This window comes from Sulfurimonas sp. (assembly GCF_029027405.1).
In the GTDB taxonomy this organism is placed as follows: domain Bacteria; phylum Campylobacterota; class Campylobacteria; order Campylobacterales; family Sulfurimonadaceae; genus Sulfurimonas.
In genome coordinates this window covers 2,495,666-2,518,121 of record NZ_CP093396.1, presented here as the reverse complement: position 1 = coordinate 2,518,121, position 22,456 = coordinate 2,495,666, and the positions used below count along the sequence as shown (strand labels likewise).

At 31.9% G+C, this 22,456-nt stretch carries 23 protein-coding genes; 15 read left to right on the top strand and 8 right to left on the bottom strand.

Annotated features, from left to right (window positions below; all coding sequences use genetic code 11):
* The first annotated feature begins 5 nt into the window (after positions 1-5).
* From panD to tkt, 5 genes are all read left to right on the top strand, one after another.
* Complete coding sequence (gene panD, locus MOV42_RS12235; protein WP_324171460.1) at positions 6-371, top strand: aspartate 1-decarboxylase; 366 nt, start codon at positions 6-8, stop codon at positions 369-371.
* A complete protein-coding gene (locus MOV42_RS12230) occupies positions 371-688 on the top strand; it encodes a YbaB/EbfC family nucleoid-associated protein (protein ID WP_324171459.1) in 318 nt (105 codons plus the stop codon). Before panD ends, MOV42_RS12230 begins: the two co-directional genes overlap by 1 nt.
* Entirely contained in the window at positions 689-1,693 is a 1,005-nt protein-coding gene (locus MOV42_RS12225; protein ID WP_324171458.1) for a DUF7488 domain-containing protein, read from the top strand.
* A 34-nt stretch (positions 1,694-1,727) separates the two neighbouring features.
* A complete protein-coding gene (locus MOV42_RS12220) occupies positions 1,728-2,576 on the top strand; it encodes a polyprenyl synthetase family protein (RefSeq protein WP_324171457.1) in 849 nt (282 codons plus the stop codon).
* A gap of 110 nt (positions 2,577-2,686) precedes the next feature.
* Positions 2,687-4,606: a transketolase gene (gene tkt, locus MOV42_RS12215; protein WP_324171456.1), complete on the top strand. Its 1,920-nt coding sequence runs from the start codon at positions 2,687-2,689 to the stop codon at positions 4,604-4,606.
* Positions 4,607-4,629: 23 nt separating this feature from the next.
* On the opposite strand, the gene MOV42_RS12210 is transcribed toward tkt, so the two are convergent.
* The gene (locus tag MOV42_RS12210; RefSeq protein ID WP_324171455.1) at positions 4,630-5,748 is read right to left on the bottom strand and encodes a methyl-accepting chemotaxis protein; all 1,119 of its coding nucleotides are present in this window, start codon (positions 5,746-5,748) and stop codon (positions 4,630-4,632) included.
* A gap of 9 nt (positions 5,749-5,757) precedes the next feature.
* On the bottom strand, positions 5,758-6,141 hold the full coding sequence (locus tag MOV42_RS12205; RefSeq protein WP_324171454.1) for a PAS domain-containing protein: 384 nt from the start codon (positions 6,139-6,141) through the stop codon (positions 5,758-5,760).
* A gap of 346 nt (positions 6,142-6,487) precedes the next feature.
* Between MOV42_RS12205 and ppk2 (MOV42_RS12200) the strand changes: the two genes are divergently transcribed.
* Entirely contained in the window at positions 6,488-7,396 is a 909-nt protein-coding gene (ppk2, locus tag MOV42_RS12200) for a polyphosphate kinase 2 (RefSeq protein ID WP_324171453.1), read from the top strand.
* 12 nt (positions 7,397-7,408) lie between these two features.
* Positions 7,409-8,284: a polyphosphate kinase 2 gene (ppk2, locus tag MOV42_RS12195; RefSeq protein WP_324171452.1), complete on the top strand. Its 876-nt coding sequence runs from the start codon at positions 7,409-7,411 to the stop codon at positions 8,282-8,284.
* A 165-nt stretch (positions 8,285-8,449) separates the two neighbouring features.
* Here ppk2 (MOV42_RS12195) and MOV42_RS12190 read toward each other — a convergent pair whose 3' ends face one another.
* The gene (locus tag MOV42_RS12190; protein ID WP_324171451.1) at positions 8,450-8,728 is read right to left on the bottom strand and encodes a DnaJ domain-containing protein; all 279 of its coding nucleotides are present in this window, start codon (positions 8,726-8,728) and stop codon (positions 8,450-8,452) included.
* A 69-nt stretch (positions 8,729-8,797) separates the two neighbouring features.
* Here MOV42_RS12190 and MOV42_RS12185 point away from each other — a divergent pair, with 69 nt between their 5' ends.
* Complete coding sequence (locus MOV42_RS12185; RefSeq protein ID WP_324171450.1) at positions 8,798-9,994, top strand: hypothetical protein; 1,197 nt, start codon at positions 8,798-8,800, stop codon at positions 9,992-9,994.
* A gap of 107 nt (positions 9,995-10,101) precedes the next feature.
* On the top strand, positions 10,102-11,088 hold the full coding sequence (locus tag MOV42_RS12180; protein ID WP_324171449.1) for an acyl-CoA desaturase: 987 nt from the start codon (positions 10,102-10,104) through the stop codon (positions 11,086-11,088).
* 5 nt (positions 11,089-11,093) lie between these two features.
* Here MOV42_RS12180 and MOV42_RS12175 read toward each other — a convergent pair whose 3' ends face one another.
* Positions 11,094-12,455: a fatty acid desaturase family protein gene (locus MOV42_RS12175; protein WP_324171448.1), complete on the bottom strand. Its 1,362-nt coding sequence runs from the start codon at positions 12,453-12,455 to the stop codon at positions 11,094-11,096.
* Between the two features lie 144 nt (positions 12,456-12,599).
* On the opposite strand from MOV42_RS12175, the gene MOV42_RS12170 reads away from it, so the two are divergent.
* From MOV42_RS12170 to MOV42_RS12145, 6 genes are all read left to right on the top strand, one after another.
* A complete protein-coding gene (locus MOV42_RS12170) occupies positions 12,600-13,520 on the top strand; it encodes a branched-chain amino acid transaminase (RefSeq protein WP_324171447.1) in 921 nt (306 codons plus the stop codon).
* Positions 13,521-13,555: 35 nt separating this feature from the next.
* Positions 13,556-14,650 (top strand): prohibitin family protein, encoded by a 1,095-nt coding sequence (locus MOV42_RS12165; protein WP_324171446.1) that lies wholly within the window; start codon positions 13,556-13,558, stop codon positions 14,648-14,650.
* The gene (hisIE, locus tag MOV42_RS12160; protein WP_324171445.1) at positions 14,650-15,336 is read left to right on the top strand and encodes a bifunctional phosphoribosyl-AMP cyclohydrolase/phosphoribosyl-ATP diphosphatase HisIE; all 687 of its coding nucleotides are present in this window, start codon (positions 14,650-14,652) and stop codon (positions 15,334-15,336) included. Before MOV42_RS12165 ends, hisIE begins: the two co-directional genes overlap by 1 nt.
* Before the next feature lie 16 nt (positions 15,337-15,352).
* Positions 15,353-15,865: a DUF2393 family protein gene (locus MOV42_RS12155; protein ID WP_324171444.1), complete on the top strand. Its 513-nt coding sequence runs from the start codon at positions 15,353-15,355 to the stop codon at positions 15,863-15,865.
* Complete coding sequence (locus tag MOV42_RS12150; protein WP_324171443.1) at positions 15,862-16,410, top strand: DUF2393 family protein; 549 nt, start codon at positions 15,862-15,864, stop codon at positions 16,408-16,410. Before MOV42_RS12155 ends, MOV42_RS12150 begins: the two co-directional genes overlap by 4 nt.
* Before the next feature lie 66 nt (positions 16,411-16,476).
* Positions 16,477-18,348: a methyl-accepting chemotaxis protein gene (locus MOV42_RS12145; RefSeq protein WP_324171442.1), complete on the top strand. Its 1,872-nt coding sequence runs from the start codon at positions 16,477-16,479 to the stop codon at positions 18,346-18,348.
* Here the strand turns inward: MOV42_RS12145 and MOV42_RS12140 are convergent.
* The 4 genes from MOV42_RS12140 to trxB all read right to left on the bottom strand — a co-directional run bounded on the left by MOV42_RS12140 (position 18,345) and on the right by trxB (position 22,450).
* A complete protein-coding gene (locus MOV42_RS12140; RefSeq protein WP_324171441.1) occupies positions 18,345-19,304 on the bottom strand; it encodes a TIGR01212 family radical SAM protein in 960 nt (319 codons plus the stop codon). The genes MOV42_RS12145 and MOV42_RS12140 overlap by 4 nt on opposite strands.
* Positions 19,304-20,659: an amidophosphoribosyltransferase gene (gene purF / locus MOV42_RS12135; RefSeq protein ID WP_324171440.1), complete on the bottom strand. Its 1,356-nt coding sequence runs from the start codon at positions 20,657-20,659 to the stop codon at positions 19,304-19,306. The genes MOV42_RS12140 and purF overlap by 1 nt, the downstream gene beginning before the upstream one ends.
* A gap of 70 nt (positions 20,660-20,729) precedes the next feature.
* Complete coding sequence (dapB, locus tag MOV42_RS12130; protein WP_324171439.1) at positions 20,730-21,497, bottom strand: 4-hydroxy-tetrahydrodipicolinate reductase; 768 nt, start codon at positions 21,495-21,497, stop codon at positions 20,730-20,732.
* Between the two features lie 11 nt (positions 21,498-21,508).
* Complete coding sequence (trxB, locus tag MOV42_RS12125) at positions 21,509-22,450, bottom strand: thioredoxin-disulfide reductase (RefSeq protein WP_324173030.1); 942 nt, start codon at positions 22,448-22,450, stop codon at positions 21,509-21,511.
* Positions 22,451-22,456 lie beyond the last annotated feature (6 nt).

The window sequence follows — 22,456 nt, the reverse complement described above, 5'->3', positions numbered from 1 at the left end:
GTTAAATGTTAATTGATATGCTATATAGTAAAATTCATCGTGCAACAGTTACAGATGCTAACCTGAATTATGTTGGATCTATTACGATAGATGAGGAGCTTTTAGAAGCTTCTAAGATGAGAGTTGGACAAAAAGTTGAAATTTTAAATGTTAATAATGGCGAAAGATTTTCGACTTATATTATTTTAGGTAAGCGCGGTAAGAGAGACATTTGTCTTAATGGTGCAGCAGCAAGAAAAGTTCATCCTGGTGATAAAATAATTATAGTTGCTTATGCGACATATGATGAAAAAGAACTCCAAACTTATAAACCAAAAGTTGTTATCTTAGATGATAATAATAATATTGACTATATAGCGGATAGCATCTAATGTTTTCAAATATGGGCGATATGAGTAAGATATTTGAAGGTATGCAAGAAAATGCTACTAAATTTCAAACAGAACTTGAGTCCAAAACTTTTAGTGTTAAGAGTGGTGGTGGAATGCTTGAAATAAGTATGAATGGAAAAGGTGAGGTTATTGATTTGAATATTGATGATTCCTTACTTGATGATAAAGACTCGCTTCAAATACTTCTTATTGGAGCTTTGAATGATGCCAGCAAAATGGTTCAACAAAATCAAAAAAGTTCCGCAATGGGAATGCTTGGCGGTATGGGTGGAATGAACCCATTTGCAGGAAAATAAATGTTTAGGCTGTTTCTAGCTCTAAACTTTCTTTTTTTTAACTTATATGCGTGCAAGGGTGGATATGACTCTTGTAAATTAAAAATATCTCATTCCAATGCTGTAAAAAAGTATTCACTTCAAGTCCCTATATTGAAAAATCAAAAATTAATTTTTTCCTTGCATCAACCAAATGCAAAAATTATAAAGCACGACCCTTTTCTTTCTTTGTATTTAGTAAAAGATAGAAAAAAGTTTAAGTATCCTTTTAAAATGAATAATCATCTAACTCTTGGTATTGCAGCTGTAGATAAGAGAAAAGCAATAGAAGGAAGAATCACAAACAGACAAGTTGGATTAAATAATTTTGCAAAATTTAGTGAGAAAACAACTTCACCAGCTTTACTTTTAAATAGTTGCTGCGCTTTTGAAGGTCTAGTTACTTCAAGAGGAATAATTCAAAAAGATTATATACAAAGATTTTTAAAAAATAAATCTAGCATCTATGGAGATATAGGAATACGAGTTAAAAATGAGAAAAAGCTTGTTCTTATAAAAAGAGTAAACCCTTTTGTTAAAGATAATCCATTTAAAAAGAATGATTATATTGTTATGCTTGATGGAAAAAAAGTTAAAAATGCTTCTGTGTTTATGAAAAAGATATTGTTCTCAAAAGTTGGGTCTTACCATAAGGTTAAAATAAAAAGAGGTTTGAAATATTTAACCTTTAACGTTAAAACTAAAAAAAGATATGGTGGAGGATATATTAGTGATACCTTTTTAGAAGAAAAAGGAATTTACTTTAGTAATAATCTAAGCATAATGAGAATAGACAATGAGTTTAAAGGCTATGGTCTTAAAATAGGAGATAAACTTCTTCAAGTAAATGGAAAAAAAATAAATAATGTATATGAAATTAGAAAGTATATAAGTGATTTTAAATTTCATGCATCTTTACTGTTTGAGAGAGAAAATTTTGAATTTTTTGTAAATATTAAAGGTAAAGAAAAAAGTTCAAAAAATTAACCCCCATTTAACAACTATCTATATATAATTTCATATGCAAAAATTTGAGCAGTTTTTATTAGATAATTTACCAACTTCCTCTAGTATTCATCCTACTTATGAAAAAGCTTTAGGACAGATGCTGATTGCTGGTGGAAAGAGGTTTAGACCAGCTCTTTTGCTAGGTGTTGTAAATGCATACAACCCACTTTTAGCACAAGGCGCGAGACATGCTGCTTTTGCTGTTGAGCTTCTTCATACATACTCTCTAATCCATGATGATTTACCTGCGATGGACAACTCACCACTTCGTCGTGGAGAACCGACTTTACATATAGCTTATGATGAAGTAACAGCTATATTAGTAGGAGATGCATTAAATACTTACTCTTTTGAAATTTTATCAGAGGCTCCTTTTTCAGACTACATAAGAGTAAAACTTATAAATAATTTAGCTAAAAACGGCGGACTCAATGGAATGGTTTTAGGTCAAGCTATTGACTGTTATTTTGAAAATAAACCGCTAAAACTACAAGATATTAAGGTTTTACATACAAACAAAACAGCTAAACTTATAGCAGCATCTATGCAGATGGGAGCTATAATTATAGGACGAGAAGAACTAGGTGAAGAACTTTATGACTTTGGTATAAAACTTGGACTTTTATTTCAAATTCAAGATGATATATTAGATGTAACACAAAGCTCACTTGAAGCTGGAAAACTTACAAATAATGATGAAGATAAAAATAGTTTTGTAACAATTTTAGGGCTAAATACTGCGGTGAATGAAGCAAATATTTTGGCAGATGAATTAAACAAAGAGTTAAATAGTTTTGAGGATAGTTTACATAGTGAGTTATCCCCAGTACTAACAAAATATATAAACAGACATAAAAAATAAACTTTAGTCACCACAGCGGTGCAAGCGGAGTAAAGGGACTTTGTTCCTTTGCGGGACTAATAGATGAAGGTTGCCTTCATTTTATAGAATAAAATTAAGGAATAACAATTATGAGTAATGTAATGCGTCAAAAGATGGCAGATTCGGTAAGATTTTTAGCAACAGATATGGTTCAGCGTGCGAATTCAGGTCACCCTGGTGCTCCGATGGGACTTGCAGATATTGCTGTTGTGTTAAGCGAGCATATAAAGCACAATCCAAAAAATCCAGATTGGTTAAACCGTGACAGATTGGTTTTTTCAGGTGGACATGCAACAGGTCTTATTTATTCTCTTTATTACCTTTGGGGATATGGTTTAGAAATAGATGATTTAAAAAACTTTCGTCAATTAGATTCTAAAACTCCAGGGCATCCAGAGTATGGACATACAGAAGGAATTGAAATCACTACTGGTCCTCTTGGTCAAGGTATTGCAAATGCTGTTGGTTTTTCTATGGCTTCTAAGTTTATGGGGGCACAAGTAAATTCAGATGCGGCTTCATTAATTAATCATAATGTTTATTGTTTATGTGGAGATGGAGATTTAGAAGAAGGTATTTCGTATGAAGCATGTTCTATTGCAGGACATAATAAGCTTGATAATTTAATTCTTATTTATGATTCAAATCGTATAACTATCGAAGGTTCAACAGATTTAAGTATCTCAGAAAATATAACTAAAAGATTTGAGTCTCAAGGTTGGGATGTGTTGGAGTGTGATGGTCACAACTTTGATGAGATAGATGCATCTATCACTACTGCAAAGTCAAATACTAAACCAACTATAATCATCGCTAACACTATCATTGCTAAAGGTGCTAGTAAGTTAGAAGGTTCTCATCATTCTCATGGTGCACCTCTTGGAGATGAAGTTATTGCTCAAGCTAAAAAAGATGCTGGATTTGATGCTAGTAAAACTTTTCATGTTGATGAAGATGTTTTAGTTCGTTTTAGATGTGCTATTGAAGAAGGTGATTTATTGGAGCGTGAATGGATTCATTCTCAAAAAACCATGCCTTTAATGGAGCAAAATGAAACTCTAGATGCTTTACTAAATCCTGATTTTTCTCGTATTAATTACCCTATTTTTGAAAAAGCAGAAGCCACTCGTGGAACTAATGGAAAAATTATGAATGCTATCGCTCGTGGCATTCCAAGCTTCTTGGGTGGTTCAGCAGATTTAAGCCCATCAAATAAGACAAACCTAAATGACATGGGTGTGTATCCAAAAGGTAGAAATATTTACTTTGGTATTCGTGAACATGCAATGGCATCTATTGTAAATGCAATGGCACTTTATGGTCCACTTATGCCTTTTTCAGCTACATTCTTTGTTTTTTCAGACTATTTAAAACCTGCGGCAAGAATTGCAGCACTTACTGGCATCCAGCAATTTTTTATCTGGACACATGACAGTATTGGTGTTGGTGAAGATGGCCCAACACATCAACCTATCGAGCACTTATCTCAATTTCGTGCCCTACCAAACTTTTATGTTTGGCGACCAGCAGATGGAGCGGAAAATATTGAGGCTTGGAAAACAGCTTTAGCTATGAGTAAATCTCCATCAGCATTTGTATGTTCTCGTCAAAATCTTTCAGTTCTTCCAAGTGTTGTAAGTGGTGAAGCATCTAAAGGTGGATATCTTTTAGCATCTGATGAAAATGCAGTTATAACTCTTATGGCTTCTGGAAGTGAAGTTGAACTTGCTTTAAATGTCAAAAAATCATTAAATGATATTGATGTACCTGTAAATGTTGTTTCAGTTCCATGTTTTGACCTTTTCATTGAACAAGATAAATCATATATCTCTTCAATCATCAAAGAAGGAACTAAAACTGTTGCTATTGAAGCGGCTCGTGGTTTAGAATGGTATAGATTTGCTGATACTGTTATTGGTATGGATAGTTTTGGTGCATCTGCTCCTGCTGGTCAATTATTTGAGAAATTTGGTTTCTCAGTAGATTCAATTTTAGAAAAATTAAAATAATTATAATATCAACACATAAATAATTATGAATTAGATAAACTATTTAAAGTACCTATGATTTCATCCATCTTGCTACTTACTTTATTCACATCGCCTGAGATAGCTTTTACTTCTTGGGCATTTTTATTTAAAGTTTCTGAACTATCTGAGATAGACTGAATCAAAACATTGGTAGTAGCTGTTGTCTCGGAGAGACTTTTTTGTGTTCTCTCAGCTAATTTTCTAACTTCATCAGCAACAACTGCAAAACCACGACCATGCTCACCCGCACGAGCTGCCTCAATGGCTGCATTTAGAGCTAGTAAATTTGTTTGTTCTGCGATATCGCCAATAGTTAAAAGTATCGTTTTCATTTCATTTGCATTTTGAACAAGAGATTGTAGATTATCAACCATTTCATTTTCTTTTTGGGAAACAGAATGAATTCTATCTACAATATTATTTATACTATCTTTAAACTCAACGATTGTTGTGTTTGTAATATTTTCTATTGTAGTATTTAATGTATTTGATGATTCTATTATTTGATTATTTGAATCTTCATTTTGTCGTTGCATATCTTCAAGAGATTTACCAAGAGTATTAATATTGTTTAACAAATCAGCCATTTTAGCTTCAACGGTTACAGTACTTCTTGTAGTAAATTTACCATCAGAAAAGCTTTGAAGTGTACTGATAGCATTATCCAAATTTTTCTCAGATTCTTCAAGCATTTTATTCATACTATTTTTAAGAACATGAACATATGGTGTTTTTGAATTAGAAGCAATTCTTATAGAAAAATTTCCTTTTGAAACTTTGTCAGCTGTCAAAACCATTTCACCTGCAACTTTTATATCTTCTTCTATGGATGACTGATGGATTGTTATTATCTTATTAAAATTTTGTTCTGTTTGCGAAGTTGCATGTTGATCGATAGCTATTTTATTAATATTAAACTTCAGCATTTCTATTAGCTGTATTATTTTTTCATTTAAGGTATTAGCTTCTCGAGATGATGGAATATTTTGAAGAGCTATAGCGACACCAATCGCAATTACTGCTACAATAACTTGAATTATAGTAGAATTTGTTAACAATAAAGATGCTATTAATAAAGCAAATGAAACAATAAGTATTATATTTTTTTGTAAGGTATTCATAGAATTATCCTAGTTAAGTGTTTTATATAGTGTTTGGGCATCTATTATTTCTTGCGTTGAAGGTTTTCTTCTACAAGACATAAATGTTTTCTGATGTGTTATATCATCATACATAGGATAAACAGTTGCAAAAACCCAGTAATAGCCACCATCTTTAGTAGCATTTTTTACATAACCAGTCCATACTTTACCACTTTTCGCAGTTTGCCATAAGTCTTTAAATGCTGCTTTGGGCATATCTTTATGACGAACAATACTATGAGGTTGGCCAATAAGTTCTTCTAATGTATATCCAGCTATTTTACAGAAATCATCATTTGCAAATATGATTTTACCTTTTTCATCAGTTTGTGATACTAAAAAATCATCACTTTTTAAAACATATTCTTGCATGTATTTCCTTTTTAGATTATTGCCAACATATTAGCATAATTTTTAAGTATATTTATGAATTTTACCGCCTTGTTTAAAACGGTTAATCCATGCTAAAAGATAACAAAGTATTTTTACATTTGAAATGATTTCTAAAAATTTAAATTTAAAAATTCTAGAAGATTATCTAATCAGTTATAAGAAAAATGATTATTCAAACCCTTGTATTATTCATTAAGCCCAATTGTTTTTGTCAAAAATTTATTTCTCCTTTTGAAAGCGTAGAAGTATAAAAAAGTTTGCTTACAAAGAGATTACTAAGATTATTAGGAGTATACTTATCGTATAGACTATAAAGGTTAGATAAATGGAAGTAAATAATAATAGTATGTTTGAAGTAGATGGAAATGTAGTTTCTTTAGAAGAGTTGATAGACGGGTATAAAAAATCAAAAGTAAAAATAAAAAGTAAAAAATCTCCTAAAAGTAAAGCTGATATAAAAAGAGCTGACGAGCAAAGATTAAAGCCTTATCAAGCAGAACTTATTAAGTTGCAAAAACATCTTGAGAATACAAATCAAAAAATGATTATTCTTTTTGAAGGTAGAGATGCTGCTGGTAAAGGAGGAACTATACGAAGAGTAACTAGATATATGGATGAAAAACATTATCGTGTTGTAGCACTTGGTAAACCAACAGAAGAGCAAAAAACTCAATGGTTTTATCAAAAATATATACAATACTTTCCAGTTGGTGGAGAGATTGTTCTTTTTGATAGAAGTTGGTACAACAGAGCTATGGTTGAGTCAGTATTTAATTTTTGTACAAAAAAAGAATATGATGATTTCATGAGAGGGGTTAAAGGCTTTGAAAATGATTTAGTTCGTCAAGGTATCATACTTGTTAAGCTTTATTATAGTGTTACAAAAGATGAGCAGGCTAGAAGATTTGAAAGAAGAAAAAATGATTCTCTTAGACAATGGAAACTGAGTGAGATAGATATGCAAGCTCAAGAAAAATGGGATGAGTTTACAACTACAAAGTACAACATGATAAAGCAAACACATTCTCACAGAGCACCATGGACTATCATCCGTTCAAAAGATAAGATAAAAGCTAGATTAGAGTCGTTAAAGGTCATACTTCATGCAGTTGATTATGAAGGAAGAGAAGATTCTCTAAATTATGCACTTGATCCTAGCATTGTTATATCAGGAGCAAGAGAGATAGAGATAATGGATGCACAAGTGTCAAGTACAGGTAAATTTATAGGCTAAAAGGAGAGTTAAATGGCAAAAAATAAAGAAAAAAATAAAGAAAGAAGAACTAAAAGTTCAGATAGAAGATCAGCATCAAAAAAAGAAGGTAAAGTTCAGATTTGGGTAAAAGAAGAAAAGCTAGCTTATGAAAAAGAGCTTTCTGAACTTCAAGTAGAGCTTTTAAAATTTCAAAATCATGTAAAAGATAAGGGTCTTAAAATTCTTATGATATTTGAAGGTCGTGATGCTGCTGGAAAAGGTGGAACTATCAAGAGAATTACAGAACATCTAAATCCAAGAGGGGCAAGAGTTGTAGCATTGGAAAAACCTAGTGATAAAGAGACTTCACAATGGTATTTTCAAAGATATGCAAAGCACTTACCAAGTGCAGGAGAGATGGTGCTTTTTGATAGAAGTTGGTATAATAGATCAATGGTTGAACCTGTTATGGGATTTTGTACAGAAAGACAACATCATAAATTTCTAAAAGATGCTCCAGAGTTTGAAAAAATGATAGTAGATGAAGGTATTCAAATATTTAAATTTTATTTCTCAGTATCAAAAGATGAGCAGGCGAGTAGATTTAAAGCTAGAGAAACAGACCCACTAAAGCAGTATAAATTATCTCCTGTTGATAAAGAGTCACAAAGGCTTTGGAATGAGTATTCACTTGCTAAGTTTATGATGTTAAGTGCAACTCATACAGAAGCAGCGCCTTGGACAATTGTGAAAAGTGACAACAAGAAAAAAGCTAGAGTAAACTGCATTAAACATATCTTAAACTTTGTTGATTATCCTGATAAAATAAGTTCAAAAAAGATAGAGATAGACAAAGAAATAATAGTTTATGGAAGAGATGAAGCGATAGCTATGGAGAAAAGATTTAAGTTTTCACTTAAGAAGTAATTTTATACTTTCGAATCTTAAAACAAAAAGGTACGAAAATGTTAAATAAAATACTTAGTGTGGCAGTTGCATTCAGTTCATCAATAGAGCGGGTGCATCTTTTCCTGCTCTTTTATAATATGACTAGGCAACTAATAATATTAAATAATTATGGTTCTTGTATCTTTAGGAGTTAAAACTTTTAAACCAATCATCAGGTCTATTTGCCAAAGGATTTTGTCTATTAAACTCTTCTTCATCTAGAGAAAATCTAAAATTTTTCATATATATTTGTATAGTTTTATATGCTTCATTTATCTCTTTAAACTTTTTATCATTTCCCTTTTGCATGTCAGGATGATACTTTTTTGATAATCTTAGATATTGATTTTTAAGTTCATTCTGTGTCATGCGTGTTACTATGTTTAAATTCTCCAGAGCTTTGTCAAAATCTGCATAACGCATAACTATCCTTATAATAATAATATAATATATATTTTGTATAATAGCATAACAAAAAAAAAGGAATCTAAAATGAAAAAAATCGTTTTATCAGCATTTGCTGCATTAACAATTGGTACAGTAGGTGCAATTGCAGGTGATATTAAGTTATATTCTGACAAAGATGGACAAGTTTTTACAACGGCAGGGGAAGGTCGAGTAGAGCTAAAAAGTTCTAGTACAAAAGTTTCTGCAAAAGCTTCAAAATTAAAGTTTAACGGGACGCATTACTTAGGCTTTGTAAACAAAAATATGAAAGAAGGTGATAGCACAAATAACTTTGAAATGCGTCGAAACTACTTTCAAGTTAAAGCGTACTTATTAGAGGACCCTAAAAGTTACCTTCGTGTGACTTTAGATGCAACTTATACAAATAAAACAGCTAAAGGTGAAGGTCATTCAAATGTTTATGTTAAATATGCGTACCTTTATTTAAATGATGTTTTACCTTTTACAGGTGTTGAGTTTGGTATGGTTCACAGACCTTGGATCGATTATGAAGAGCATCAAGGTTGGGGGATGCGTTCTATTTCTAAAGTTTTTGTAGAAGCGAGTGAAGCTGGACATCTAACGAATTCTGCTGATTTAGGTTTTAATTTTAAAACAAAAACTGATTATTTTACATCTGAGCTAGGTATATTTAATGGTGAAGGTTACCATGGATCAAATGATAATGGTGGAGCTAATGATGAAGAAATTGGCGATGGTGTTTCAGCTGAGTGGAGATTAACAGCATCTATTTTAGGAAATGGTACAAAAAAGAGAAAACCTACAAAAGACAGTTATGCAGATGCTTCATTTTTTGGTCAATATAATATGCAAAACTCTCATAATGCAGATGCATCTGGTAAGACTGCTGATTATAAGTTTTATGGTCTACACGCGGTATATAATATGCCATCATTTTTAATAGCTGCTCAATATATTAAATCTGACAATGACCGTGTTGATAGCACAACTGACTGGAATGGTCAAGGTTATTCTATAAATACTACTTTGCGTTTTGGTGAGAAAAAGCAGTTTTCTTTAGTTGGTCGTTATGATAACTGGGAAAATAAAGACACACTAAGCAATGATATTACTTCAACCGAGTATAACGCTATATATGGTTTAGCTTGGCAACAAAACAAAAATGTTAAATGGTTTCTTTCAGGTCAAACTTATGACTTAAAAAATTCAGATTCAAAAGACTGGACTTCTGCGATGCTTACTGCTGAGGTTCACTGGTAAGACTTAAAGCTCATTTCTACATGGGCTTTGTTTTGACATATATCAGTATAATTATTTAATTTTCTGGATATAATGGGTGCTAAAAATTTGTATTTAAAGGTGTGAGTATGTCTGTGTCAATATATCCTGATATTTTCAAAGAGTTAAAAGATGAAGTTCGAGCAGCTGGTCTTTTAGAGCGTATTCCAGTTCGTGGTTCAATTGAAATGATAGCAACAATACTATCAATGGCGATATTTTACACAATTGTGATAAATTGGCAAGAAATGGCTTTAGGGGCATTCCATGCTTTCTTTTTAGGAATATTTCTTACTATTATATTTACTCGTGCGGTGTTTATTTCTCATGATATTTTACATACTCAATATTTTAAAAATAAAACACTGTCCTTCAAGCTTAGTTATCCATTCTCTGCTTTTATTTTAAGTAATTCATCTTCTTGGTGGGATTTTAAACATAATGTCAATCACCATACTTGGTGTAATGTTCCTGATAAAGATGAAGATATACTTGCTATGGATGGTGCTTTTACAACAAAACAAAAAGGTAATAGCAAATTTTTAAGAAGTATTAAATATCTTATTTTTTGGGGAGCAATGTTTTTTATGTATCCTGCTTTTATAACTCAATCATACAGCTTTGCAATTAAGAGAAAAAAATATGGTGAACTTTCAATGATGCTTCTTCATTGGCCAATTATATGGGGACCTATATTTTATTTTATGCCATTTGCTAGTGCTATTACTATTTTTATCACTTTATATCTTGTTTTGTCCGGTTGGCTTGCATTTGGATTTATTACTAACCACTTAGGGTGTGAAGTTTTTGAAAAAGAAGAGAGTGAGTTACTTTCATGGATGGAACTTCAGATGAGAACATCTCGTTCATTGATTGGTGGAAAATTTGTTCATTGGTTCTATGGTGGATTAAATACTCAAATCGAACATCATCTATTTCCAAAAGCACCAAGGTTCAATCTTTTAAAAGTACAGGATATGACAAGAGATTTTGCAAAAAAACATAATATTAAGTATTTTGAAACTACACCAATTCAAGCATATGTTCAAATAAACAATGTCTTAAAAGAGTATTGAGGGTTTTAAATTCCCTCAACTCTCAATACTTTATCTTTTCCGACCATTAAATCAATGGTCATGCCTATTCTCTTCCAAACGCTGTCTTGTCTATACTCGATATTATGCTTTAAACAGATTTCTTTTACAAGAGGTTGCATTTTTTGTTGGTAGGATTGAGGAGTGTTTGGAAATAAGTGATGCTCAATTTGATAATTTAAAAAGCCATGTGAAAAGTCTATTAAATCAGTTCCTGTATTGTAATTAACACTTCCCATAATTTGTCTAAGATAGAACTCTCCTTGAGACTTGTGAGGCTGAGAAAATTGATAAATATCTCCAGCCGAGTGATTAGGTACAATCACTAAAAATGAGTGTAGATTTGCATATACTTCTGCCATAACTAAAATGATTAAAGCACTTAGAACTGCTCCCCAACCAAGTGGTAAAAATAGAAGTGGCATAGCAACAAATTGAAATAATCCATAAGGTAAATAAAAATCTTTCCAAAGTTTTATGCCAGTTTCAGAGAATGGTAGATAGTTATAGTCTGTAGTTTCAGGTTGCTTGTTTATTCGTCTTTCTTTATTATCCAAAATTCTCATAGTATTTGGAGCATAATAAACAGGCTTCCAAACACAGGCAAAAGCATAAACAATAATTTTTTTAGACCAGTAAGGAGCAGGAAAATTTATAAGCCATTGAAGATTACTTTCAACATTATCAGGATCATCAGCTTCGCCTAAATGATAGTGATGCATAATGTTATGCTCATACTCCCAAGCATCTGGTTTTATCCAGTCAAGCCAGTCGATATATCTTCTAGTACCCCTAGCATACCCTTTTTTCTTATACTTTAATGGAATGTTTGGAACCTTATCATAAGCACCATGCAAGATAGGATGAGTTACATCAGCCCATCTTGTAACATTTCCAACACCTACAAGAGTTGCAGCAATAATACCTAATGTCCAAAAAGCAAATGCACCAAGTCCTATAGAAACTTCTAAAGCAGTTACTAGATATATCATAAAGAAACCAGCAAATGTAGCACCTCTTGACCATCGCTCAAGTTTGAGTAGATGTTGAAAGTCTTTTTCAGATACTGGACCGAGTTTTTCTTTAATTTGTTCTATATCTTTTTGAAGTAAGTCTTTATCAATATCTTCATATTTTGCATAAACATGATTAGCAGGTAGTGCTTCAAATATTTTAGTTGGAGATTCATCTTCTACCTCATTGAAAAGATGAGTTTCTTGGTTTGCTTCATCAGCCCAAATAGCTTCTTGTTTTTCAACCTCTAAGGCTTCTTCAGTTGAAACAATAGCTTGTCTGTCTTCTCTTTGCTTAAGAATTTCATCTAATGTTTTGTTTGGATTTTGTGACAAAATTTGCCCCTTTTCATTAAGTGGATTTATAATTCATATTATATGAAAAAATACTTAAAGATAAACTATTACTAATAAATAATAAACATCAATTTGGATAAAATAGCAATGACTTAATAAAGCAACACTTAATTGGAGATTTTAATGGATGCAGCCAAATATATTTGGATGAATGGAGAATTTGTAGCTTGGCAAGATGCCAAGATACATGTACTTTCCCACACGCTACACTATGGAAATGGTGTAATAGAAGGTACTAAAGCTTACAAGACTAAAAAAGGGTATGCAATTTTTCGTTTAAATGAGCATACTAGAAGATTAAAAGAGTCAGCAAAAATGACTCTTATTGATATCCCTTACACAGTTGAGGAGATGAATAAAGTTCAAATAGAACTAATAAAAAAGAATGAATTTGTAGGAGATAATGTTTACATTAGACCTTTTGCATTCTTAGGTTATGGAGTTATGGGTGTTTATCATAAAGATGCTCCTGTTGAAACTGTTATGTCAGCTTGGGAATGGGGTGCTTATCTCGGTGAAGATGGGCTTAAAAATGGAATAAGACTTAAAATAGCATCTATGACTCGCCCAGCTAATACTTCAAATATGGGTAAAGCAAAAGCATCTGCTAATTATTTAAACTCTCAAATGGCTAAATTTGAAGCTATTGATTGTGGATATGATGAAGCACTTCTTTTAGATGACCAAGGTTATGTAGCAGAAGCTTCGGGTGCATGTTTTTTCATGGTAAAAAATGGTGAGTTAATAACTCCTCCAAATGATAACTCTTTAGCATCTATAACTCAAAAAATGGTTATAGAAATGGCTGAAGATTTTGGTATTAAAGTAACTCGTAGAAGAATTACAAGAGAAGAAGTATATGTTGCAGATGAAGCTTTTTTAACCGGAACAGCAGCAGAAATTACTCCAATAGCAAATGTAGATGCTAGAGATATCGGTTGTGGTTCTCGTGGAGAGATGACTGAAAAAATTCAGAGTACATATTTTGACATAGTTTTTGGTAGAAATACTAAGTATGAACACTATTTAACTTATATAGATTAGAAAAATAAAATAAAATGAAAGAGGAGAATATTTTAATGGCATCAGATATGAATGATTATTTTAACAAAAAAAAGAGTGAAAGTGGAGGATTTGGAAAAAAATCCAGTGGTGGTTCTGGTGGCGGAGGTGGCGGTGGTCCACAGATGCCAAAGATTGATTTGAATTTCGGTGGAGGAAAAGCAGGGATAGCTTATTTTATTGTTGCTGTTATTATCATGTTAGTTTTAGCAAAACCTTTTACTATTGTTGAAGAGGGACAGCGTGGGATTTTAAGTACAAATGGTAAGTATCAAGATCAAGCACTTTTGCCAGGACTTCACTTTATCATTCCAGTGATTCAAAAGGTTTATATTGTAGATACTAAAGTTCGTATCATTAACTACGCCTCTCGGATAGAGGCTACTGGTGGTTCTAAATCAGGTATTATTGCAAAACCAGCAGTTACAGTTCTGGATAAAAGGAGTTTACCAGTTTCTATTGAGCTAACTGTTCAGTATAGACTTAACTCTCAGTTTGCGGCACAAACAATTTCAAACTGGGGATTCTCGTGGGAAGATAAAATTATTAATCCTGTTGTAAGAGATGTTGTTCGTAATGTAATTGGTAAGTATGATGCTGAATCACTTACACAGATGAGAAATGATTTGGGTGCTGAGATAGAAGCAGGAATTAGAGAGAGTGTTTTAGCTCTAGAAAATTCTCCAGCTATACTTCAATCAGTTCAGCTTCGTGATATTGTTTTACCTATAAAAGTAAAAGAGCAGATAGAGAGAGTTCAGATAGCTAAACAAGAAGTACAAAAAGCAGAACAAGATGTTCAGCGTGTAAAACAAGAAGCACTAAAAAGAGCTGCTGAAGCAGAAGGAGTGGCTCAAAAAGCTAGAATTGAAGCAAAAGGTATAGCGGATGCTATTACAATTCAAGCAGATGCAAAAGCAAAAGCAAATATTTTGATTTCAAAATCACTGACTACTAAACTTTTACAACTAGAGCAACTTAATGTTCAAGGTAAGTTTAATGAGGCACTTCAAGTAAATAGAGATGCTAAGATTTTCTTAACTCCTGGTGGTTCAACTCCAAATATTTGGGTTGATACAAAAGAAACTAGAAAAAGAACTACGGCACAGTAATGATTTTAGATGCAGTCTTAAATAGAGTCGATTGGCAAAAGTCTGAGCTTTTGCCAGTCATCGTTCAAGATGAAAAAAATAGTGAAGTTTTAATGATGGCATATATGAATAAAGAGGCTTTGGAACTTTCACTAAATACAAAGATAGCGCATTATTTTTCACGAAGCAAACAACGCATCTGGAAAAAAGGTGAGAGCAGTGGAAATATTCAAAAAATACACTCATTTAATATTGACTGTGATAATGATACGTTACTTATAAAAGTTACTCAAGAAGGAGTTGCTTGTCATACAGGTAGGCGTTCATGCTTTTTTACAGAGTTAGAGTCTGGAGAAGCAAAAGGAGATATAGAAGTTAGTTCGGAGGTGTTATATGGAGTTATTGATACTCTTTACCATACGATACAAGAGCGTAAAAATGCAGACCCTGCGTCTTCATGGACAGCAAAACTTATGAGTAAAGGCGACAATACAATTTTGAAAAAAGTTGTAGAAGAAGCCGGTGAATTTTCTTTCGCATATAAAGATAATAATGAACATGAGATGGTTTATGAAGCAGCAGATTTGACTTATCATATGCTAGTTGCTCTTGCTGTAAAAAATATCTCTCCAGATAGAATAAAGCAAGAGTTGGCTCGTAGATTTAATATGAGTGGAATAGCTGAAAAAGATTCAAGAGCAAACTAAGTAGGAAATAAATATAGTGAAATCAAAAACAATCGCTTTTATAAATAATCTCATATCGTACGATTATATGCTTTTTGGTGGTACTTTTATACTATTTTTATTCTTGATTATTATAGGTATTATCCTTAGACGAAAAACAGTTTTAGCAATCTTTTTTATACTCTCTTCTTTTATTATACTATTGGGTGTTCCAACTATTGGATATGTGAAAATGCATGAATTTTTATTTAAAAATGCTCTTGTATTAACAAGTGAAAAAAAATTAACATTTACAGAAGCAGTTGTAATTAAAGGAACAATTACAAATAACTCAAAACGCTATTTTAATCGTTGCAAAGTAACTGCTAAAGCATATAAAGTTAGTAACAATAAGTTGAAAAACTTTTTATTTTCATTTAAAGCATTTCAAAAAATATCGATTACTATTGAAGATATAGAAGTAGGTCAAACAAAAGAATTGAAGATGTTTTTAGAGCCTTTTTACTACTCTAAAAAATATAATATTTTATTAGGAGCAAAGTGCAAATGACAACACTTTTTAATTATTGGCATTTTATTGTTATTGGTATAATTTTTTTTATTTTTGTTGGAGGTATAGTAGCATCTATAAAACAAAAAAACAAAAAATTGATACCTCCTATGATAATTTCTATTTCATTGATTTGCTTACTTTTTTTAGGTTTTTCCATTGTAGTAGTAGATAAATATACAAAAATTCCAAAACTTTATAAAATGAAAAATAAAAGACTTTTAAGTATAGAAAAAATTGTTTATACTGGTATAGTAAGAAATGAAGGCAATCATGAGATAGGTAAAGTTACCTTTGAGATTAAACTTGTAAACAAAGGTCATGTAACTGGTAATATAAAAGGTGGTTCTTACTTTAAACCTAGTGGTTTCATGGACTTTTTTAAAGGAGGTTCTAATATTTTATATAGACCTCAATCTATAACAAAAGAGTTCATTGTTGCTAGAAATTTAAGACCAGGAGAAGCGAAGTCTTTCAGAGTTTATTTTGATTGGCCACCTTACTTTAGAAATGTTTCTCATTTTGGAAAGGTTTATGGTCATTAATTAGGATAATTAATTAAATTGTGCTATCCTTGTTAAATAAAGATATAAATTTATACAAGGTGAATTATGCTTAAATCAATGTCCATTTCCAAAAGATTACTTCTTTTAGCTCTATTGCTAGTTTCTACAATTATAGTTATTGTACTACTCTCATCAAAAATTCAAACAATTCAATCAGACTTAGCTTTAATAGAGAATGATTTAAGTGATATAGAAGTTTTAATTCTTCAAGAAAGAAGAAATGAAAAGGATTTTTTAGCTAGAAAAAAAGTCAAATATGTAGATAAGTTCAATTTAATTATGAAAACTATTGAAGATAAAATTATAACGCTTGAGAAAAAGTTTAATGACAATGAAATTTATGTGGACGAAGAGAGTAAATCTTTAAAAGTAAATCTTAATGTTTATAAAATAAAATTTAATGAAATTTTAAAACAAGTAAAAAAAATAGGCATAGATAAAAAAAGAGGGTATAGAGGAGAGTTGAGAAAGTCTATTCATAGTGCAGAAACTTTGATTACAAAAATTAAAAATTACAAAATTTTAAGTGAAACATTAACTCTTAGAAGAAATGAAAAAGATTTTTTACTTAGGAAGGACGAGAAGTATTTAAATGAACATTCTAAAAATATAAAAAATATATTAAAATCCATTGCAAATATTGAAAATAACTCACAAAAATTACTAATCAACAAAGAAATCAAAAATTATGAAAGTAAATTTATTGCATTAGCAAATGCATACAAAATCTTGGGACTTAACGAAAAATTAGGACTACAAGGAGAACTTCGCTCAGCAGTTTATAAAACTGAAGATAGTCTCAAGGAGATGTTAAAACAATCTCGTAAAGAGCTAGAAGAAAAGTTAAATGATAATACGAACTTATTTTATACAACGATAGTAATTATGCTTGTTGGTGTAATTATCTTTGTTTTATTTATAATATCATCTATCACAAAACCCATAAGTAGAATATCTCGTGAAATTGCTGAAAATAAAAATAATTTAACAGTACAGTACCAGTATGATGTAAAAGATGAACTAAGCGTAATGGTGGATGCTATAAACACTTTTTCTAAAAAGTTAAACAATACAGTAAACAAAAGCAAAAATACATCTATTGAAAATGTTGCTATTGCTAATGAGTTATCAGTTACAGCAGCTAGTATTGGTGAAAGTGTAGAAGAATTATCTAATATTGTTCATGAAACAAGTAAAGAAGCAACAGTTATAGATAATAAAATGAATGATACACTAGAAGAAACTTCAAAGGCACTAGAGGAAATGAATGAAGCTTCAAGTATAATAGATGAAGTTTCTAGTGGTTTTAACTCATTGATAGGAAGCATAAGAAATAGTGCCGAAGTAGAACATAATTTAGCTATAAAACTAAATGAATTATCTACAGATGCTGAGCAGGTTAAAGATATTTTAGAGATAATAGGTGACATTGCGGATCAAACAAATCTTTTAGCTTTAAATGCTGCTATTGAAGCAGCAAGAGCAGGTGAACACGGACGAGGTTTTGCAGTAGTTGCAGATGAAGTTAGAAAATTAGCGGAGAGAACACAAAAATCTTTAGTAGAAATTCAAGCATCTGTAAATGTAATTGTTCAAAATATTATTGAAGCATCTGGGCAAATATCAGTAAATTCTAAAGAATTTGACAAGTTAGTTGAATCTTCAAGTGTAGTTGATGAGCAAGTAGCGTTAAGTACTCAAAAAATGTCACTAGCATTAAAGAGAGTTGTTGTATCTTCTGATTATACTAGAAATACAGGAGAGGGTGTTAAAGAAATTATGACTAAGATACACCAGATTAACGATATATCTGCTTCAAACTCTAAGAGTGTACAAGAGATTTCATCATCAACAGAGCATCTATCTTCAATGACAGAAGAATTAAATCTGCAATTAGAATTTTTTAAAACTAATTAGTATTTTAAACCTAAATGTTTTAATGCTTTGTTAATATTTTTAACTTGTTGGTTTTTATTTCTGCACCAATTTGGAGAGAGTAAGGATGAGTCATCTATCCCTGCTGTAACTCTTTGAACTGAAATATTATTAGGTTTCATAACGATAGATTTGACTAATGTATCAAGGTATAACTCTTCTGTAATTGGAGTGAATTTACCTTTTAAAAAGTCATTTGCTAGAGCTGTTTTTTTCACTACATATAGTGGGTGATATTTTACAGAGTCAATTCCCCATTCATAAGCTTGTTTTGAAGTTTCTAACATCATCTCTTGGTTCTCATCAGGAAGACCAAAAATAAGATGTCCGCAAACATTTAAACCTTTTGCTTTAGATTTTAAAATCCACTTTTTTACATTTGCACTATCGTGACCACGATTTATTTTACTTAGTGTTTCATCGTAGATAGACTGTATTCCAAATTCTATCCAAATTTCTTTTTCTTTGTTTAACTCACAAAGATAATCAAGGGTTTCATCAGTAATAGAATCAGAGCGAGTACCAATGCTAAGTCCTACAACATTATCAAAAGATAAAGCTTTATCATAAAGTGCTTTGAGAGTTTCAAAGGGAGCATAAGTATTTGTAAAAGATTGAAAATATACTAAAAATTTTTTAGCACTATACTCATTTTTTTGCCTCTTGCTAATGGCATTAAATTGAATTTCAAGCTGTTCAAGTTGCTTTTGCAAGAAAGGGTTTTCTTTGGAGTTTAAGTTAAGGTGAAAACCTTTAAGTTCTTGTATTTGATTGGTACTTGCTGAAAAAGAGTCATTTTCACAAAATGTACAGCCACCTTTTGCAACTGTTCCATCTATATTTGGGCAAGTGAAGCCAGAAATATTAATACCAACTTTGTAAACTTTGCAATTAAATTTATTTTTTAGATAGTTGCCATAAGTATATATTTGAGTCATTAAACTATATACTTTCCTGTAAAACAAGCAGTACAGTAATTGTCTTTTTTTGTATTTACGCTTCTGAGTAGAGATTTTTCGTCTAAATAAGCCAATGAATCAGCTTCAATATATTTACATATTTCATCTTGTGTCATATTCGCAGCTATTAGTTTATCCTTATTTGGAGTATCTACGCCATAGTAACAAGGGTCAGTTGTGGGAGGAGATGATACACGCATATGTACTTCACTCGCTCCTGCTTCTTTTAACATTCTTATAATTCGTCTTGATGTAGTTCCACGAACGATAGAATCATCAACAACTATAACTTTTTTCCCTTTTATGATATCTGTCATAGGAGAGAGTTTCATTTTTACTTTTAAATCACGCATTTCTTGTGTAGGTTCTATAAATGTACGACCAATATAATGGTTTCTCATAATTCCCATTTCATAGGGAATACCACTCTCTTGGGCATAACCAATAGCAGAGGGAACTCCTCCATCAGGAACAGGTACGACCAAGTCTGCTTCAACAGGCCTTATCTTTGCGAGTTCTTTTCCCATATTTTTTCTTATCTGATAAACTGACTGACCATAAACTAAAGAATCTGGTCTTGCAAAATATACATACTCAAAAATACAATGTTTTGGGGTAGGTTCAAATATTTTAATACTTTTTGGTTCTCGTCCCTCTTTAAATATAAGAAGTTCTCCTGGCTCAATATCCCTAACAAACTCGGCACTTACAAGGTCAAAGGCACAGGTTTCACTTGCTACTATATAGCCACCATTTGGTAGTCGTCCAAGACTAAGTGGACGAAACCCAAAACGATCACGCATAGCAAACATTTTTGTTCTACTTAAAAAAACTAAAGAGAAAGCACCCTCTATTTTTTTAACAGCATCTATTATCCTAGGAGTAAGTTTTTCTTCTTCACTTTTTGCTATTAGATGTATTAGATTTTCTGTATCCATAAAAGTTTGAAAAATTGCACCTTTTTTTATAAGGTTATTTCTAACTTCTTCCGCATTTGTGAGGTTACCGTTGTGAACTATCGCCATTTCACCTAAGTCATATCTGGCAAATACTGGTTGAGCATCTAGAATTGAATCCTCACCAGCAGTTGAATAACGAGTATGACCAATCGCACTAGAACCACTTAAAGTTTTTAACTTAGCTTCATCAAAAACACGCATTACTAAACCGCGTTTTTTAATAGTACGAAGTTTTTTTCCATCTGAAGAACTAATTCCCGCAGCTTCTTGTCCCCGATGTTGGAGTGCGTGAAGAGAGAAGTAAGCTAGTTTAGAAGCTTCTTCATGTCCAAAAATTCCTACAACTGCACATTTTTCGTTAACATCTTCTCTCAATAGTTTTCCTTGTTATCTCATCATAAATTATTAATAGAATTATACTGAATTTGTCCTAAATTTTTTATAATTAAAGCTCTAGGCAATCACTTATTGAGTAGAGTCCAGCTTTTTTATTAGCTAGCCAAGTTCCTGCACGAATAGCACCTTTACTAAAAGTATTTCTTGAAGTTGCTGTATGATTTAACTCTATAAATTCACCATCATTGTAAAAACCAACAGTGTGTTTTCCTACAATATCTCCACCTCTAAGAGCCATCACAGCTATTTCATCTTCAGTTCTCTCGCCAATATTTCCATCTCTGCCACTTACTCTAACCTTATTTAAACCAAGTCCGCGACCATTAGCAGCAGATTCTCCAAGAGTAAGAGCAGTTCCGCTAGGAGCATCTTTTTTATGTTTATGATGCATTTCAACTATTTCTATATTAAAACCTTTAAGAGCTGCAGATGCTTGATAAACTAATTTGTTTAGTAATGCTACACCTAAAGACATATTCGTAGCATACAATATAGGCATAATCTCACTTGCTTGTTTTAAAAGATTAAGTTGGTGTGCACTTAAGCCAGTTGTGCCAATAACTAAAGGTTTAGGATTTTTTATAGCTGCTTCTAAAAGTGCTTCACAAGCCTCAGGAAGAGAAAAATCTATAACAATGTCACAAGCATCAAAAAATGAGTTTATATTTGTAGATACCAAAACAGACGGATCAATAGAAAAATTCAACTCGTTTCTTACAAACACACTACTTAAACTTATATCTTGAGTATCTTTTAAATCATCAATAATAAGTTGTCCTACTCTGCCATTTGCGCCAAATACACCAACTTTAATCATTTTTTGCCTTTTTAACCGTTTAGTTTTTCATCAACGAAAGAGATAACTTGAAGAGCTGCAACAGCACCATCTCCAGCTGCACTTACAACTTGTTTTGGAGCTGCGATACGCATGTCACCAGTTGCATAAAGTCCTTCAAGTGAAGTTGCCATACTTATGTTAACAATAACTTCGCCTTTTGCATTCATATCACATAAAAACTCGCCATTTTCTTGCATAAGTGTTTGATTGTTTACATCATTACCAACAAAAGTAAAAACACCTGGAACTTCAATATCACGAAGTTTTCCATCTTTGTTTTTAACACGAATACCTGTAACACCCATGTTGTCACCATAAACCTCATCAGGAACAGAGTTTAAAACAAGTTCTATATTTTCAGTTCTTTTTAGTCTATCAACAGTATTTGGAGCAGAACGAAATTCATCTCTTCTGTGAATTAAATAAACTTTTGTACAAATCTTAGCAAGATAAAGAGCTTCTTCTAAAGCTGTGTCTCCACCACCAATAACTGCAACTTCTTTGCCTTTGTAAAAGAAACCATCACAAGTAGCACAAGTACTAACTCCACGACCAAAAAATTCATCTTCTCCTGCAAAACCTGCACGGCGAGGACGAGAACCAGTACCTACTATAACACTATGAGCTTCTTGTGTAGTTCCGTCACCTTTATGAATTGTAAATATATCACCATCTTTACTTACTTTTATAACTTCAACCATCTCATGTTTAAGACCAAATTTTTGACATTGTTCAGGCCACGGCATCATCAAATCCATTCCTGTGATTTCACCAGTTACTCCAGGATAGTTTTCTATTTCAGAACTTAAAGTAATTTGTCCACCAGGCATACCTTTTTCAAACATTGTAACATTTTCTAAACCACCACGAGTAGTGTATAGTCCAGCAGTAAGTCCAGCAGGTCCGCCACCAATAATTGCACAATCTAATATCATTGT